Annotated in this window: 18 protein-coding genes; 4 read left to right on the plus strand and 14 right to left on the minus strand. The window is 49.0% G+C overall.

All coding sequences use genetic code 11. From position 1 onward, the window contains the following. Positions 1–19: 19 nt before the first annotated feature. Together MKZ24_RS23440 and MKZ24_RS23445 are read right to left on the minus strand one after the other, a co-directional pair. Positions 20–214, minus strand: a complete 195-nt coding sequence (locus MKZ24_RS23440) for a DUF2188 domain-containing protein (RefSeq protein ID WP_340787200.1) — start codon at positions 212–214, stop codon at positions 20–22. 79 nt (positions 215–293) lie between these two features. After that, positions 294–893, minus strand: coding sequence for a nitroreductase family protein (locus MKZ24_RS23445; protein ID WP_042235844.1), 600 nt, complete (start codon positions 891–893; stop codon positions 294–296). Positions 894–1,207: 314 nt separating this feature from the next. Between MKZ24_RS23445 and MKZ24_RS23450 the strand changes: the two genes are divergently transcribed. The 3 genes from MKZ24_RS23450 to MKZ24_RS23460 are packed head-to-tail and all read left to right on the plus strand — an operon-like array spanning position 1,208 to position 2,828. Continuing rightward, positions 1,208–1,891 carry a metallophosphoesterase family protein gene (locus tag MKZ24_RS23450; protein ID WP_340787207.1) on the plus strand — a complete coding sequence of 228 codons (684 nt, stop codon included), beginning with the start codon at positions 1,208–1,210 and terminating at the stop codon, positions 1,889–1,891. 12 nt (positions 1,892–1,903) lie between these two features. Next, entirely contained in the window at positions 1,904–2,584 is a 681-nt protein-coding gene (locus MKZ24_RS23455; RefSeq protein ID WP_340787210.1) for a hypothetical protein, read from the plus strand. Between the two features lie 28 nt (positions 2,585–2,612). Further along, the gene (locus MKZ24_RS23460) at positions 2,613–2,828 is read left to right on the plus strand and encodes a DNA-binding protein (RefSeq protein ID WP_042235843.1); all 216 of its coding nucleotides are present in this window, start codon (positions 2,613–2,615) and stop codon (positions 2,826–2,828) included. 297 nt (positions 2,829–3,125) lie between these two features. Here MKZ24_RS23460 and MKZ24_RS23465 read toward each other — a convergent pair whose 3' ends face one another. The 5 genes from MKZ24_RS23465 to MKZ24_RS23485 form a co-directional block, all read right to left on the minus strand. After that, entirely contained in the window at positions 3,126–3,500 is a 375-nt protein-coding gene (locus tag MKZ24_RS23465; RefSeq protein WP_340787215.1) for a hypothetical protein, read from the minus strand. Between the two features lie 103 nt (positions 3,501–3,603). After that, positions 3,604–4,533, minus strand: a complete 930-nt coding sequence (locus tag MKZ24_RS23470; protein WP_340790211.1) for a phosphotransferase — start codon at positions 4,531–4,533, stop codon at positions 3,604–3,606. A gap of 246 nt (positions 4,534–4,779) precedes the next feature. Beyond that, entirely contained in the window at positions 4,780–5,286 is a 507-nt protein-coding gene (locus MKZ24_RS23475) for a hypothetical protein (protein WP_042235838.1), read from the minus strand. A gap of 18 nt (positions 5,287–5,304) precedes the next feature. Continuing rightward, entirely contained in the window at positions 5,305–6,519 is a 1,215-nt protein-coding gene (locus MKZ24_RS23480) for a chromate transporter (RefSeq protein WP_340787222.1), read from the minus strand. Between the two features lie 78 nt (positions 6,520–6,597). Beyond that, the gene (locus tag MKZ24_RS23485) at positions 6,598–6,942 is read right to left on the minus strand and encodes a winged helix-turn-helix transcriptional regulator (protein WP_340787224.1); all 345 of its coding nucleotides are present in this window, start codon (positions 6,940–6,942) and stop codon (positions 6,598–6,600) included. Between the two features lie 135 nt (positions 6,943–7,077). Between MKZ24_RS23485 and MKZ24_RS23490 the strand changes: the two genes are divergently transcribed. Then, the gene (locus MKZ24_RS23490; protein ID WP_042235833.1) at positions 7,078–7,431 is read left to right on the plus strand and encodes a DoxX family protein; all 354 of its coding nucleotides are present in this window, start codon (positions 7,078–7,080) and stop codon (positions 7,429–7,431) included. 431 nt (positions 7,432–7,862) lie between these two features. On the opposite strand, the gene MKZ24_RS23495 is transcribed toward MKZ24_RS23490, so the two are convergent. From MKZ24_RS23495 to MKZ24_RS23525, 7 genes are all read right to left on the minus strand, one after another. Further along, entirely contained in the window at positions 7,863–9,371 is a 1,509-nt protein-coding gene (locus MKZ24_RS23495) for a copper amine oxidase N-terminal domain-containing protein (protein WP_052416327.1), read from the minus strand. A 93-nt stretch (positions 9,372–9,464) separates the two neighbouring features. After that, positions 9,465–10,133: a TraX family protein gene (locus MKZ24_RS23500; protein WP_042235828.1), complete on the minus strand. Its 669-nt coding sequence runs from the start codon at positions 10,131–10,133 to the stop codon at positions 9,465–9,467. Between the two features lie 151 nt (positions 10,134–10,284). After that, positions 10,285–11,448, minus strand: coding sequence for a multiple monosaccharide ABC transporter permease (mmsB, locus tag MKZ24_RS23505; protein ID WP_042235825.1), 1,164 nt, complete (start codon positions 11,446–11,448; stop codon positions 10,285–10,287). Positions 11,449–11,454: 6 nt separating this feature from the next. Further along, positions 11,455–12,984, minus strand: a complete 1,530-nt coding sequence (gene mmsA / locus MKZ24_RS23510) for a multiple monosaccharide ABC transporter ATP-binding protein (protein WP_042235820.1) — start codon at positions 12,982–12,984, stop codon at positions 11,455–11,457. A 99-nt stretch (positions 12,985–13,083) separates the two neighbouring features. Continuing rightward, positions 13,084–14,172: a multiple monosaccharide ABC transporter substrate-binding protein gene (gene chvE / locus MKZ24_RS23515; RefSeq protein WP_042235818.1), complete on the minus strand. Its 1,089-nt coding sequence runs from the start codon at positions 14,170–14,172 to the stop codon at positions 13,084–13,086. A 181-nt stretch (positions 14,173–14,353) separates the two neighbouring features. Then, positions 14,354–14,677 (minus strand): hypothetical protein, encoded by a 324-nt coding sequence (locus tag MKZ24_RS23520; RefSeq protein ID WP_042235816.1) that lies wholly within the window; start codon positions 14,675–14,677, stop codon positions 14,354–14,356. Positions 14,678–14,720: 43 nt separating this feature from the next. Further along, positions 14,721–15,947, minus strand: coding sequence for a response regulator transcription factor (locus tag MKZ24_RS23525; protein WP_042235812.1), 1,227 nt, complete (start codon positions 15,945–15,947; stop codon positions 14,721–14,723). Positions 15,948–15,965: the final 18 nt, after the last annotated feature.

Consider the following 15,965-nt stretch of genomic DNA (forward strand, 5'->3'; position numbering starts at 1 on the left):
TTAGGCCCGGGCACAGTGGTCAATGATTCTTTTTACGGATCTGTTTGTCATGATTCTCGCCCCACTCCTTGGCCTGCGCGGTTGCAATGGCAATCGCCTGCCCCTCCTCATAGCCATCCTCAAGCAGCGCATTGGCAATTTCCACAGCCTTGTTGCGCACTGGTGCAGTGAAGTTCTTCAGAGAATCCGGATAGTCTCCTTTATTCCATGGCATAACAAAAACCTCCTTGATCTGACTATACTCATACTTAGCCGGATCAGGGAGGTTCTAAACCACTTATTGTTATGTTTCCTTATTTAATGACTTTCACACGCTCTTCGATCGGCTGGAATTCCTTCTCTCCCGGAGGGGTTACAGTTGTACCGAATGGCAGCTGCGCAATCAGCTTCCACTCTGCCGGAATACCGAATGTTTCTTTGACTTCATCGTCAATCAGCGGGTTATAATGCTGAAGCGAAGCGCCCAGACCCTGTTCTGCGAAAGCTGTCCACACTACGAACTGCAGAATCCCTGAGGACTGATTGGCCCAGATCGGGAAATTCTCTGCATACAGTGCAAAGTTCTCTTGAAGATGCTTCACTACCGCCTGGTCTTCGAAGAAGAGCACGGAGCCGTAACCGGCTTTGAAGGAGGCTAACTTCTGTGCTGTCCCTTCGAATTGTTCAGTGGGAACGATTTTGCGCAAAGTCTCTGCAGTGATATCCCACAGTTTATCATGTTGTTCACCCAGCAGAACCACGGCTCTGGAGCTCTGGGAGTTGAAGGAAGTCGGGCTATGTAATACTGCCTCTTCAACGATCTTCTGGATCTGTTCATCAGAGATTGGCGATTCTTTACTGATGGCATATACGGAACGTCTACCTTTTACCGCTTCGAAAAAGCTCTTAGACATAAAATAACTACCTCCATTTAATTAAGTAACTTACTTTTATAAATCTTAACACTTTTCCTACCGGAATACAACTCTTATTCACAACTTTCTCCTGTCTGCTTGCTTATGCTTATATATCAGCTCTTAGTGTCGCAGTATTCGCAGTAATTATACGCCTTCCACTATTTTCTATAAGCTGATCTTTACGTTTAGAAACATGGCACTAACTTTTCGTATATACAACCTGTCAATAAATACGCTACAATGATTCAGCAAAAGTGCAGAAAGAAGGTCAATTCATGAGCTCCCCTGTTAAGGATGGAACTAAAAGAACAATGAAATTCACATTATTAATGCTGCTAAGTTCTGCCTTGATTTTAAGCGGCTGCAAAGAAAGAGCTTCGACATCTTTAAATGCAGCGGCCGCGGTTACAGAACCTGAGACAGCTATAGATTCCACTGCGCCTGTGTCCTTCTGGGTCGCTACCGATACACATTATCTGGATAAAGCGCTTGAGGATGGCGGCCAAGCCTTCCAGACCTATGTCACGGGCGGAGACGGTAAGATGCTTCCCTACAGTGATGAATTGACTGAAGCCCTTGTCTATGATGTGGAACAGAAGGAGCCTGAATTCCTCATTCTCAGTGGCGATCTCACCAACAATGGTGAAGCAAGCAGCCATAAAGAATTAGCCGCGAAGCTGCACCGGATTGAGGCAATGGGTACCAGCGTATATGTTATTCCCGGTAACCACGATATTAATAACCCTTGGGCCAGATCCTTTGACGGTGACAAGCAGGTGGTTGCAGATCATATTAACGCGGAGGATTTCCTCGCGACCTATGAGGATTTCGGTTACCATGAGGCGCTATCCCGGGATGCTGACAGCCTAAGCTATGTGGTTAAGGCCGCTCCAGGCCTCTGGCTTCTGATGATTGACAGCGCCCAGTATGCACATAATGAAGAGTACAATTTCCCGCAGACAGACGGGCGGCTCTTACCTTCAACCTTGTCCTGAATGGATGAAAATGTGAAGCTGGCCGCACAGGAGCATGCCTCGATCATTACCGTAATGCATCATAATCTGTTAAGCCACACCTCCATGGCGGTATCCGGCTTCAAGCTTAACAACAGCCAGGAAACCATGAAGACACTCCGCAAGGATGGCCTCAATCTGGTCTTATCCGGACATATCCATATGCAGGATATCCGCCGGGACCCTTCTGCAGATTCTATTGATCCGGCCATGCCTGTATACGATATTGCTACTAGCGCAATGGCAGTTAATCCCCATCAGTACGGCGCGATGACGTTTGATCCGGTCTCCCGTGCTTTCACTTATAATACGGCCGCAGTAGACGTGGAGGGCTGGGCTCAAGCGAAGGATATTACCGACCCTCATCTGCTGAACTTCAAATCATATGCTGAAGAGACCTTTGCAAGTGAATCTTATGAGAAGGCAATGACCAGACTGAAGGATAGCACCTTTACAGCGGCTCAGAAGCAGTCGATGGCCGAAGTCATGTCCAGGCTGAACGTGAAATATTTCGCTGGCAGCGCAGCTGACTCACTGGATGAGATCCAAGCCATGCCGGGATACAAGCTGTGGGAGAGTATGGAGGGCGGATTCATGTCCGGGTATATCCGCAGTATGGCCGAACACTCCGGTCAGAGCAATGTATCGCTGGAGATGGTTCTGACTACACAGTAACCGACATTATTTGAGAGGAGCATGCTTAGTGACAGATACTCATGAATCCCCGCCAGGCAGCAGCCTGCCAGAGATAATCTCCAAGCCGGCGCACCGGGCGCTGGCCGGAGCCGGTATTGTAAGCCTGGAGCAGCTAAACACAATTACAGAAGCAGAGCTGTTGAAGCTGCACGGCATGGGTCCCAAGGGCATCCGTATTCTCCGCCAGGCACTTGCAGACAAAGGGCTTGATTTTGCTAAGTAAGCTGGTTTAGTGTGACGCTCAACGGGATACATCAAACAGCGGCAGCCATGGACGGGATGAAGTCCTGAGCTGCCGCTGTTATGTTGTACTGGCTTAGCCAGAGACATGGGCAAGCTTTAACTGTATTTTGTACAACTAAAGCGAGCCAATATGCCTAAGAAAGAGATTTAATTGCACTCTGTACTCTTATATAATTCTTTTTTGCCGAAGAAGAATACTTTGCTCAATTTTAATTGTACAGAATACAGCTATGTGCCAGGCGCTCTTACTGCCTGCTTATAAGGAAAAAGGAATTCTTCATTTCCTTATAAGCGCTACCGCAGAGAAAACCGCCAGAGAGAAAATCAGCCAGAGCGCTTCAATTTCTTGTGTAATATAATAAATGGCTCCGACAACCACAAGCCCTGTTGCATTAGAGATAACAAGCCGCTTTACCAGCGATTCCCCGGCTAATCTGATGACAGCAAATTGAAGCATACTAAGCAGGATATGCAGAGGGTACAGAATTAAAAAGAACAGCACAAACACAACGAATCCGCCGGGGCCACTGATATATGAGGTCTCAGATACTAATGAATTATCGATGCCCGTGATCATTATGCCGTATAACACACTTAACACTAGCGAGAATAGGCAGATGTTCATTAAATGTTCTCTTTTAGCTTTGTCCATGTTCTAAACTCCTAACAGAAGTCTCTCATCCACATCGTGGAGAGAGACCTTCTTTCTGAAGTCCGCAATATTTTTTATTTCGCGGTTACATCTTTGATTCCCCTCAAGATTCTATAAACTGCAAAGCACGTCTGGTATGATAATCAGTAATTCCCTTTGCTGTCTGCTGATCCGGATAACCTCTATGAACCAGCTTTAAGCCCGCCGAGATCAACGAAAGATGATGATGATATTGATAGAACAGCTTCCTGTTTACATCGAGATTATCATTCTTCAGATACCGGTAGAAATCGCCAAAACGGAATTCCATAAAACTGTGCTCGTGCTCAATATCGTAGAATCCGGCTCCTTCAATATCAATCAAACAGGGTTCAAGCTGATCCGTAACCAGCACATGGTTAGGACCAAGCTCTCCGTGAATATATCCATAACGGCTTCTGGGTTCTATTTTGGACTCAAGGTTGTACAGCATATCGAGCAGCTTACCCTGATTCCTGCGGATAACATCAATATATTCAGAGGCATATGACAACTGAATTATAGCATTTTGCAACTGGATAAGATGACATTGTCCCGTGTCGGGCTCGGTCTGATCCGGTTTTCCGTAAATTTCGCTTTCCCCCGCATGCATGCCCGTAATCATGTCTCCCAGGCGTTGAAAGATAGTATCCTTAACCCTGGAATCAGAATGATTGAAATAGGCCTCGGCTGCTTGCCCGGCTACATCCTCAACAAGCGCATAATCAAAATCATAAGGATTCCCTTCCTTATTCATATCATAGAGAGCAGGCGTCCGGATAGAATGTTCGAGTAAATATCTGTTGTTTATCTCAAATTGTTCACTGCCGTAGGATTGCTCATTCGTATTCTGATTCACAATTTCTTCTTGAAAATAATTCATGGTAATATCCCACACATACAGAACGCAAGAAAATCCATTAGTGCATTCTATCTTATAGACCACCTTTTGCGCGCCACCATGCAGCTTCGTAACCATTGCAACAGAATAACTTGTGCCAAAGACCTTCCCCAAATACGCCTGTAAGACAGCAGCATCGAGATGACAATAAATTTCCAAGGAACAACACTCCGCTTCTTCATTTATTGCCGGCTACCCCACTGTATTATATTTCCCGGAAAAAATATAGACTGTTTCTTTCCGTTCTGTTATTATGTTGAATTAGGTCTTGAATAAAATCGGCATACAAAACAGTCCTTGGAATCCTTCCAAGGACTGTTTTGTATTTGCCGAAATCCCCCGTATACAGCCCCTGCTCTCTTACTCCGTTTGGACTGCCAGCAGCTCCAGAATATCCAGGTTATTGTTCACGGAAATCAGCTTATCCTTATACTCACAGTTCTCAATAAACCGGGGAAGCTTCACGTGATTATAATCCCTGTTCCACTCTATAAACTCCCGGACACTTTCAGGAGTCTCACGCTTGTTACTTACGGCCACTCCGGATACACGCTCCTCATGCCTCTTCCATATTCGCTCTTCTTGTACGGATAACGGCGGCATAAGCACGATGATCTTGTCTGCAGCCAGTAAACTTGGCCCTACCCACGCACGGTATACACCTTCGATGATCCATGATTCACGACTGACGATTTCTTTTAGCTTACGGTCCCGCTCTTCCTCCGGCGCTTTTACTCCATATACATCCGCTTCATTATCCCAGAAAATATCATCTAACTCGTAATGGGGGATATTCAGCTTCCGGCTCATTAATGCGGATATGTAGGATTTCCCGCTCCCCCCGCCGCCTATAATATGTAATTTCATTTCCAGTCCCCTCGCTGATTAAAATACTCCAAGTAACATTCCGCCCGCTGAACCAGCTACAACGACTACCCAAGGCGGAAGCTTCCAGAAAACCAGCATAATAAATAGAATGGCGGCCAGCGCGAAATCCATCGGCTCCACAATAGCTGAAGTCCACAGGGGATCATACAAGGCAGCAAGTAAAATCCCAACAACAGCTGCATTAATCCCGGCCAAGACTCCCTGAATTTTCAGGCTTTTTCTTAAGCTGTTCCAAAAAGGAAGTGTGCCGACTACAAGAAGAAAGGCCGGCAGGAAGATAGCGGACGTGGCAACGATTGCTCCGGTAACACCTCCGGTCAGGGCCCCAAGGTAACTTGCAAAAGTGAACAACGGGCCCGGAACTGCTTGCGTGGCTCCGTACCCCGCCAGGAAATCTGCTTGGCTAACCCAGCCTGTAGGAACTACTTCTCTTTCCAGAAGCGGAAGCACGACATGTCCGCCGCCGAATACCAAAGAACCGGAACGATAAAAGCTGTCAAATATCGCTAACCCTCCGGTCTCTGCTGTTCCTCTTAATAAAGGGAGAGCTACTAAGAGACCAAAAAATAATAGTAAACAGAGAATAGCAAAGGTTCGGCTGATTGAAACGTGAAGGTCTGCTGTGCCTTCCGCAGTTTTTTTGCGATAAAGCCAAACCCCAACTATGCCAGCTGCAGCAATTGTAAGTACCTGGCTGTAGGCTGTCTGCCAGGACAATGTAACAGCTGCTCCAATAACAGCGATGGTTACTCTTTCCCGGTCAGGCGTCAGCTTTTGCCCCATGCCAAGAATAGCATGGGCAACAACCGCCACAGCAACGATCTTCAGTCCATGAATCCAGCCTGCACTGCCTATATCATAGCCTTGAAGCAAAAAGGCAAACGCAACCAGCGCAATGACAGAAGGTAAAGTAAAGCCTAGCCACGCAACAACCCCTCCCAGCAAACCTGCTCTTACAACACCGATACCGATACCAACCTGGCTGCTCGCCGGACCAGGGAGAAACTGGCAAAGAGCTACCAGATCAGCGTAGCTCCGTTCATCCATCCACTTCCGGCGGCGTATATACTCATTGTGAAAGTAACCCAGGTGAGCGATCGGTCCTCCAAACGAAGTAAAACCCAGTTTAGCAGATACAAGCAGCACTTCAAGAAGGGCCCCCCCTCTCCCCTTCTGAATATCTTCCGGTACCTTCTGCTCATCCGTCTGCATTTACATTGCCCCCTTGATTTTGAACTGCACAGCCTAGACTCTACTGATTTAATGTATCCAGCATTTCCTCGCATCTGCTTAACTTCCTGTACGATCCGCTTCATACAGCTTCTTCATATGCTCAATATGAGAAACTCCCCAATCATTCAATACCTGCAGCACAGAACTTAATCCTTTCCCATATTCCGAGATTGAATATTCAACCTTTGGCGGGATCTGATTGTACACTTCACGGTGCACGATATCGTTATACTCTAGCTCCCTTAACTGCTGGGTGAGCATCTTCTTGTTAATATCAGGAATGGATTTCTGCAGTTCTCCGAATCGCATGGTGCCTTTGTTAATTAGCTGAAGCAGAATAACAGGCTTCCATTTCCCGATCAGAATGTCCAGTGCCGATTCAAACTTACAATACGATTCCATAGCCTCCAGCTCCTTATCCTGCGTATGGTTACTTATTCTTAACTATGTTTATTAAAAGTGCCTACTATCGCGTATTGCTTCATTGGGGCTATTATACAGTAACAGACAGCTAAAACGTATCAGGAGGAGTCATTTATGAATATTGCATTATGGATTGTACAGGGAATTGCAGCAGCAGGTTTTGTATATTCGGGCTGGCTTAAGGCCTTTCGGTACGGGCAGGCGAAAAAATCCTGGGGATGGGTATCAGATGTTCCCAAGGCATTTGTGGTCTTTATAGGGGTAGCCGAACTATTGGGCGCACTTGGATTGATACTTCCTTATGCGCTGAATAGTGTACCTGTGTTAACGCCGGTTGCCGCAGCAGCCCTTGCAGTGACTGTCCTAAGCGGCGCCCTTTTCCATATCAAACGCAAGGAATACCGGGAGATCGGTGTGAACATCTTCTTCATCGTGTTGGCTCTAATTGTCGCGGTTGGCCGGTTCTGAACGAGAATGTCAAGGTAGTCCTACTCAGCTGGCGGAAGGCCCGTCCAGATAGTCCAGGACAGAAAAATGCAAACCGCCGCCATTACTAAAAAAACAGCAGAAACCCGGGTGTTTGAACGGAAATTAACGCCATAGGCTGTAAAAAAGATTGCTGCTGCTAATTTAGAAGTAAGCTGATAATAACCATTTTGTGGTAAAGAGGAACTGCTGAATATGACGGCCGCAAGCAAAGTGGTAATAATAAGAATCTTAAACCACAGAGGTTCTGTTAAGAATTGTTTGTAGATTAGAAAAATCCGCTGCATCCTCGCCGCCCTTTCATTTATCTGAAATTTTATCCTTCTCTTTAATTTCACTATACCTGAATATAAAAAAAACCGGAACCACCTAATTTCTTAGGGGTTCCGGCTTCATGCTTACCTCTTTAAACCTTACGGACGGTCAATCCAGATATATCCGTCTTCATCCACTTCAACGGAAGCATGTAGACCTTGTGCCAGAACGCGCAGCGGCACATAAGCATCTCCGTATTCATCCACGAATACAGGCTGTGGAAGCTTCACGGTAGCGCCGGCAATCTGTGCCTGTGCGGAGCCGATTTTGAATACCAGCAGATCGCCGTAGACATCATCGGTTACATTAATCGCGCGATTAGCCGCATCCCACTCAACAGAAGCTTCCAGGTCCTCTGCAATATAGCGCAGCGGAACATAGGTTGTGCCATTGTCCACGATAGGATAATAGTAATCATCATCCGGTGCGATCATCAGGCTCTTGGACGTAATTCCCATATCATCCTTGAGCAGGTTATAGACCGCAGAGCCTTGTTCAAAGCTTCTCAATGTCTCACCCGGAGTAAGCTCCGCTGAGGAGAAATCAATGCCGCCGGTTGTGCTGATCGGATCAGCAGTTACAGGGCCATTCACGTTCCAGGTCTCTGAAACCAGCTTCACATTGATACTCTGCAGCGGCAGATCTTCACTGGCCGGAAGAGCAACCTTGAGATCAATGTTCTGTTTACGGACATGGAAACCGCTATCCACGAACAGGTCCACGGTCAGCTTCGTATCTTTGCCAAGAACAGTCTTCAGTTCAGGTGTGCTCTCATAGAGACTCTCAAGCTGCTTGTCGTAGACCAGCAGGAGAGCATCCACTGCCAGCTTGGCAGCATCATGCGCTACAGTGACTACGCCTTCTTTGTCATCCAGTGGGATCTCTCCGAAGCCAAGACTATTCAGATCTTCACCTGAAGCCTCCAGAAGCGGATACAGATAATCATAGAGGCCGCTGATCAGGGCAGTGAAGCCTTCAGTGTCTTTGGAGATCGATCTCAGGAAGCTCTTCAGCAGCACTGGAAGCTCTTCACCGGTAATTTCCGTATGTAGCTTCGTTAAGCTCGTCTGCTGGCCATATACAGATTCCGATACTGAGGCAACCGTAATTGCTCCAGGATTCGGCAGGTTCTTCACCACGAACTGGGAGATCAGCTTAGAAAGCTCCAGTGTCTTCGTCTGATCCAGACCTTCTATGCCGAGTGTGTCTTCATATCCCTGAATCGGGAAGTAGAACGGCTGCTTGGCTCCTTCAGCGGTAAAGACAATATTCGCCTGATCCATGAAGAAGGAGAACGGAATTTTGGATTGCTTATACCCTACAATTCCCGATGCCGAGACATTGCCGTTGTCCTGCAGCTTCACACTTCCAAGCGTAAGGGATAATGAATTAATAAGATCGACAATCTCCTGATCCTCCGCACGGATGCCTACTGCAGGAACAGCGCTTAAGCTAAGCGTCGTACTTGATTCTGAGGATTTCACATCGAGATCCCCAAGCAATGCCTTGTTGACATCAAATCCGCCGACGGTTTGGCAGCCTGCCAGGATCAGCAGCAGTGCAAGAAACGGCACCAGCCATTTAGTTCTTGCTTTCATTTTCTTCATAGCATGTCTCCTCTAGCTCATAATGTGGTAACGTATCCATCATCTCAAAGGAGGAAGGATTTGTAAATGTAGAGGACAGAATCTATTATTCCTTCAAAAGGTAAATAAACTCCGCCACTCTATAGATACCCAATCTTGGAAAAAGAGAATCTTTACCAACGCAAGTACCGCTAAATGTGCGGGATAAAATGACCACCAGACCCAGCGTGGCAGCCGTCTGCGCTCCAGTAATATCCAGAAGCCCGGAGTCAGCGCAATGAGAAGGGTAGGCACAATACTGGCCATCTGCACCAGCCAATTATAATAGAACAAATAGAATCCATTCAGCGCAAAATGTGCCAGCACAAGCCAATACGAGCGGGTATAACGGAAAATCAGCACCAGAAGCAGCCCGTATGCATTATAGTCCAGCGGCAGAAGATCCATGAGCAGCACCGCAACGATAACTACCGGAACCCCATACCACAACTTCGGCAGCTTATCTAGCAGCGTAAGCACGGCAGCAGACAGCAGGAGGGTGAACACCACATTCCATCCACCGGGGTCCAGCGCCAAATTGTACGGAATCTGGGCAAGCAGGGCGATCATCAGCAGCCGCCGCAGGTAGCGGGGTCTCGATGAAGTATGTATATGCCCTTGCACCAGCGCGTAGCAGTAAATTGGAAAAGCAATTCGCCCCACATATCTCCAGGCCAGCTCGCCCGGGAAAAAAATATAGCCGATGTGGTCAATCAGCATGGTCAGCATGGCAATAATCTGCATCTGTGGCCTCCTGTCACAGCTATGAATTAGTATACGCCTTAGATGCTATTATCCATGGCCGGGCGGGATGCTGCAAGTGTTGCACGGAATCTTTATGTCAAAAAACCAGAAATGCCCCCTGTCAGGGAGCATTTCTGGCGGTATTTCAAGCCTAAGCCGTCTTCGACTTATTATAAATATCAAAGCCTACTGCCAGCAGCAGCACCAGACCCTTGATGCCCTGCTGCCAATCTACGCCGAGGCCGACGAGCGACATCCCGTTATTCATAACACCCATGACGAGACCGCCGATGATCGCACCAACCACTGTCCCGATCCCGCCGGAAGCGGAGGCTCCACCGATGAAGCAGGCCGCGATGGCATCCAGCTCGAAGTTGGTTCCGGCTTTTGGTGTCGCAGAGTTAAGCCGTGCAGCGAATACCAAGCCGGACAGTGCAGCGAGTACGCCCATGTTGACGAATACCCAGAAGGTAACCCGTTTGGTTTTGACGCCGGAGAGGCTCGCAGCCTTCTCATTGCCGCCCAGTGCATAGATATGCCGGCCCATCGTCATATGGTTCATCACGAATGAATAGATAACGATCAGCACCATCAGGATCACTAGAATGTTCGGAATCCCGTTATATTGAGCCAGTACATAAGTGAACAGGTTGATCACAATCACCAGCGCCGCTGCCTTGGCAATCGAAATCCAGGCGGGAGCTTGTTCAAAACCGTATTTCACGGTAATTTTACGGCTGCGGTATTCCTGATAAATAACCAAGACAGACAGGACCACTCCAATGACCAGTGTCAGCACATTCGTAGAGCTGCCGCTGAAGATATCGGGGATGAACCCCGAGCTGATCTTCTGAAAAGTCTTAGGAAAAGGCGCTATCGACTGTCCGTTCAGCACGATCATCGTTAAGCCCCGGAACAGCAGCATACCTGCCAGGGTGACGATAAACGCCGGGATTTTGATATATGCGACCCAGAAGCCCTGCCATGCCCCAACGAGTGCTCCCATTAGGAGCGAGAGAACCACGGCAAGCACAGGATTCATGTTCATATCCACCATCATAATGGCGGACAGTGCGCCGATGAAGGCGGCTACCGAACCAACGGACAAGTCGATATGCCCGGTAATAATGACAAGCACCATTCCGATGGCCAGCACCAGAATATAGCTGTTCTGCAGAATTAGATTGGTTACGTTCAGCGGCTTCAGCAGAATGCCGTCGGTCATAATTTGAAAGAAGATAGAGATAAAGATCAAGGCGATGATCATGCCGTATTGGCGGATATTCTTTTTGAAAAGTTCAGTAATGGCTCCCATGCGGTATTACCCCCTGCTTCGTGTCATAAATTTCATCAACAGCTCCTGCGATGCATCCTTGCGTTCCACTTCTCCACTGATGCGCCCTTCGCACATGGTGTAGATCCGGTCGCACATCCCGATGATTTCCGGCAGCTCGGAGGAGATAACCAGCACTCCCTTGCCCTCTGCGGCCAGGCTGTTAATGATCGAGTAGATTTCGTATTTGGCACCCACATCAATTCCCCGGGTGGGCTCATCCAGGATCAGAATATCCGGCTGGGCATAAATCCATTTGCTGAGTACCACCTTCTGCTGATTGCCGCCGCTGAGATTCACTGTCTTTTGCAGAATGCTCGGAGACTTAATATTCAGCTTCTTCCGGTATTCCTCGGCGACCAGCACTTCCTCATTCTCATTAATCACTCCACGGCGGGACAGCTTCTTCAGACTGCTGAGCGAGATGTTCCGCTTGATATCGTCGATCAGGATGAGCCCGTACTGCTTGCGGTCCTCGGTAACGTAGGCCAGTCCGCTCTCAATGGCCTGAGTGATGTTATTCAGCTGGACCTCTTTGCCGTGCATAAAGGTCTGGCCACTGATCCGCTTGCCGTATGACTTGCCGAACACGCTCATGGCCAACTCCGTACGTCCCGCACCCATCAGTCCGGCAATGCCGACAACCTCGCCGCGCCGGATATGCAGATTAATCTGATCCAGCATTTTGCGGTCCTGCTGCGTCGGATGATATACCTCCCAGTTACGGATCTCGAAGATGGTCTCTCCCAGCTCCGGTGTACGCTCTGGATAACGGTTCGTCAGATCGCGTCCGACCATGCCTTTAATAATGACATCTTCAGTGACCGCATCGCGTTTCATATCCAGTGTCTTAATGGTCTGTCCATCCCGCAGAATCGTTACGGAATCCGCTATCTTCTCGATTTCGTTCAATTTGTGGGAAATGATAATCGAGGAAATCCCGCGCTTCTTCAGCTCCAAAATGAGCATCAGCAGGTTCTCGCTATCATCCTCGTTCAGCGCCGCAGTCGGTTCGTCGAGAATGAGCAGCTTCACTTCCTTGGAGAGTGCCTTGGCAATCTCTACAAGCTGCTGCTTGCCGACGCCGATCGTTGATACTCCGGTAAACGGCGATTCCTTGAGGCCGACGGTCGTTAGCAGTTCCTTGGTCTTCACCGTCGTTTCGTTCCAGTTGATCACCCCGCGCCGCGCTTGCTCATTGCCGAGGAAGATGTTCTCCGAAATAGACAAATACGGAATCAGCGCCAGCTCCTGGTGGATAATGACGATGCCCAGACTTTCACTGTCCTTGATATCCTTGAACTGGCATACCTCTCCCTGATACAGAATATCCCCTTCGTAAGTTCCATGCGGGTACACTCCGCTTAGCACCTTCATCAGCGTGGATTTGCCGGCTCCATTCTCCCCGCAGAGGGCGTGGATTTCACCGGCCTTGACCTGCAGGTTGACATTCGAGAGCGCCTTGACGCCGGGGAATGTCTTTGTAATGCTTTTCATCTCCAAGATATATTCACTCAAGTGTCTCACCCAGCTTTCCTTGTGACTGTAGCAGCGGGTACCGGCGGCTCCTCCTGACTCAGAGATGCCGCCGGTTGCTGCTAAATGGTATTCAGCAGGTTATTCTCCCAGCTGATCTTTGGTATAGTAGCCACCGTCTACCAGTACCTTGTCTACGTTGCTTGCATCTACTGAAACTGGCTCCAGCAGGTAGGACGGAACGATTTTGGCGCCATTGTCATAGGTTGTGGTATCGTTGACTTCGGCTTCTGTACCTTTCAGCACACTTTCGGTCATTTCTACAGCTTTCTTGGCTAATTCACGGGTATCCTTGAATACCGTCTGTGTCTGCTCTCCAGCCAGAATGGATTTCACGGAAGCCAGCTCAGCGTCCTGTCCGGTAACAACCGGAAGCTTCTTGTCGCCTGAACCGTAGCCTACACCCTTCAGGGAAGAGAGAATCCCGATGCTGATGCCATCGTAAGGAGAGAGAACAGCGTCAAGATTATCGCTTGCATAATTGGCGCTCAGCAGGTTATCCATGCGCGCCTGGGCGGCAGCACCGTCCCAGCGCAGCGTAGCTACCTGATCCATAGTAACCTGCTTGCTGCGGACAACCAGCTTGCCGGAATCAATATAAGGCTTGAGGATTGACATCGCGCCATCGAAGAAGAAGTAGGCGTTATTGTCATCCGGGGATCCGCCGAACAGCTCAATGTTGAAAGGTCCTTTGCCGTCCTTAAGGCCAAGCTTTTCCTCAATGTAAGAGCCCTGCAGTACGCCAACCTTGAAATTATCGAAGGTCGCATAGTAGTCTACATATTCACTTTTTTTGATCAGACGGTCATAGGCAATGACTTTGACATTCGCATCATGTGCCTTCTGCAGCACATCCGTCAGGGCCTCGCCGTCAATTGAAGCGATTACAATTGCTTTCACGCCTTTAGTGATCATATTCTCAATCTGGGATACCTGGTTCTCCACGACATCTTCTGCATATTGCAGATCCGTACCGTAGCCCAGCTTCTCGAACTCCTTCACCATGTTGTTGCCGTCATTCACCCAGCGTTCCGAGGATTTCGTCGGCATTGCGATCCCTACTTTGCCTTGGGACGAGTCTCCGCCGCTTGATGAGTTGCCGTTGTTGCCGCATGCGGACAAGATGAGTACGAGTGTTAGTAGCAATGAGACCAATGAATATCTTTTCATTCTGCACTACCCCCTGGACTATTCTGTTGTCTTCCACGGGTACTCCCGTGTGACAAGTTGAGTATAGCAACAGAAGCCATAGGGCGTATTTACACTCAGACTACTGTTTTTATAAAAATCAAACTTATGTGCAGCACAACAAAAAAACCGCATGCAGCCCGGAGGCGCACACGGTCGGTACCTATTCCAATTCGCTTATTGCCTGCTTGATCTCATCCAGTTCCTGCTTCAGTCGGGTGAAGAGGAGGCGGTTACTCTCCGCAGCCTTTACCTTAAAATTGGTTTTACTTAAAAAGGCCATATAAACATCCGAGATTCTTCGGGTAATATTCTCTGCTTCCACCGGACCCGTTTGCCCGAAAAATTGATTCATCTGCTGTCTGGTAAGCTCTGAGAACGACAGCTTCTCCAGACAGGATTCCAGAACTCCAATGCTGCCCAGTGCAGCTTGTCTGTATTCTCCGGCAGTTCCGCCAGTATTGTTCTTGTATTCAACTTCCTCCACGCAGTGCACCCCTTGCCGCTTGAATATATGGTTTCCCTATTCTTTATTCGTTCTTACTGTCTCCAGCTCCCGGTAATACCCCTTTGCGGAACTGTAACGGCGATACACCTGTATGCTTCTTGAACGCCGTGCTGAAATAATGCTGGGTCTCATAACCCGATTGCTCAGCGACTTCATTGATACTTAGCTCCGTAGAATGCAGAAGCTGTGCAGCTCTGCGGATCCGGATCTGAGTCAGGTAAGTGCCGAAGGATTCTCCAAGCTCCTGCTTGAACAGGCGGCTGAGATACACCGGTGATGCCTGAAGCTGGCCGGCCATCGCCTCCAGCGTAAGTCCATATTCGTTGTAGTGCTCCTGCATATACTGCTTCGCCCTGCGGACGAGCGGCGATAGCGGCTGCTCCTTGGCCAGCGCTACCCGGCAGCCCCGGTATGCCGATGCCAGCTCGGTAATCTCCCCCTGCACATTCTGGGTACCGACTTCAACCGCGATCTTGAGATTGCTGCGCACTGCGCCTTCCGCCCCGGCCAGCACCCGCTCACCTGCAGCATCCCAGAGCAGAATGACGATCAGTCCGGCGGAATCCCGGAAGATCACCTTGGAATATGGCTCAAGCAGCTCCGTGATGATATTCTCAATGGCGAACAGATACAGCTGGCGTTCGTTCTCTTTCATTCCCGGATGCTGGCCTTCCCATCTCCAGCGGATAATCCCGATCAGTTCCGGCCGCTCCGGCGGCAGCTGCAGGAACTGCAGCTGCTCCCGGATCTCCGCCTGGCTCAGATTCCCATCCAGCCATTCCTGGCAGAAGCGTTCACGCAGCAGCGGGAAATTCTTCTGCAGTTGCCGGGAGGCCTGCTGCAGATGCTGGCTCTGCTGCTTCACCGACTCCAGTTCATCGCGGACGCCGCGGAGCACCTGCATCAGCTGCTTCGGATCGGCGGGCTTGAGAATGTAATCATTCACCTGCAGACGAATCGATTCCTGGGCATACGAGAATTCATCGTGTCCGGTAATGACGATGATTTTGCAGCCGGGAAGCTGCTCCCGCAGCCGCTTCATCAGCTCCATGCCGTGCATAATCGGCATATTGAGATCTACCAGTGCAATATCAATGGAATGATGAAGCGCCAGCTCCAGGGCCTCCTCACCGTCTTCTGCCTCCGCCATCACACTCATCCCCAGGCTATCCCAGTCCACACACTGCCGGATACCATCGCGGATGATCCCCTCATCATCAGCAATCATTACTTTCCACTTGTCTATCATCCTCATAGATCCTCCTGT

Source organism: Paenibacillus sp. FSL R7-0297 (assembly GCF_038009025.1).
GTDB lineage: Bacteria > Bacillota > Bacilli > Paenibacillales > Paenibacillaceae > Paenibacillus_AQ.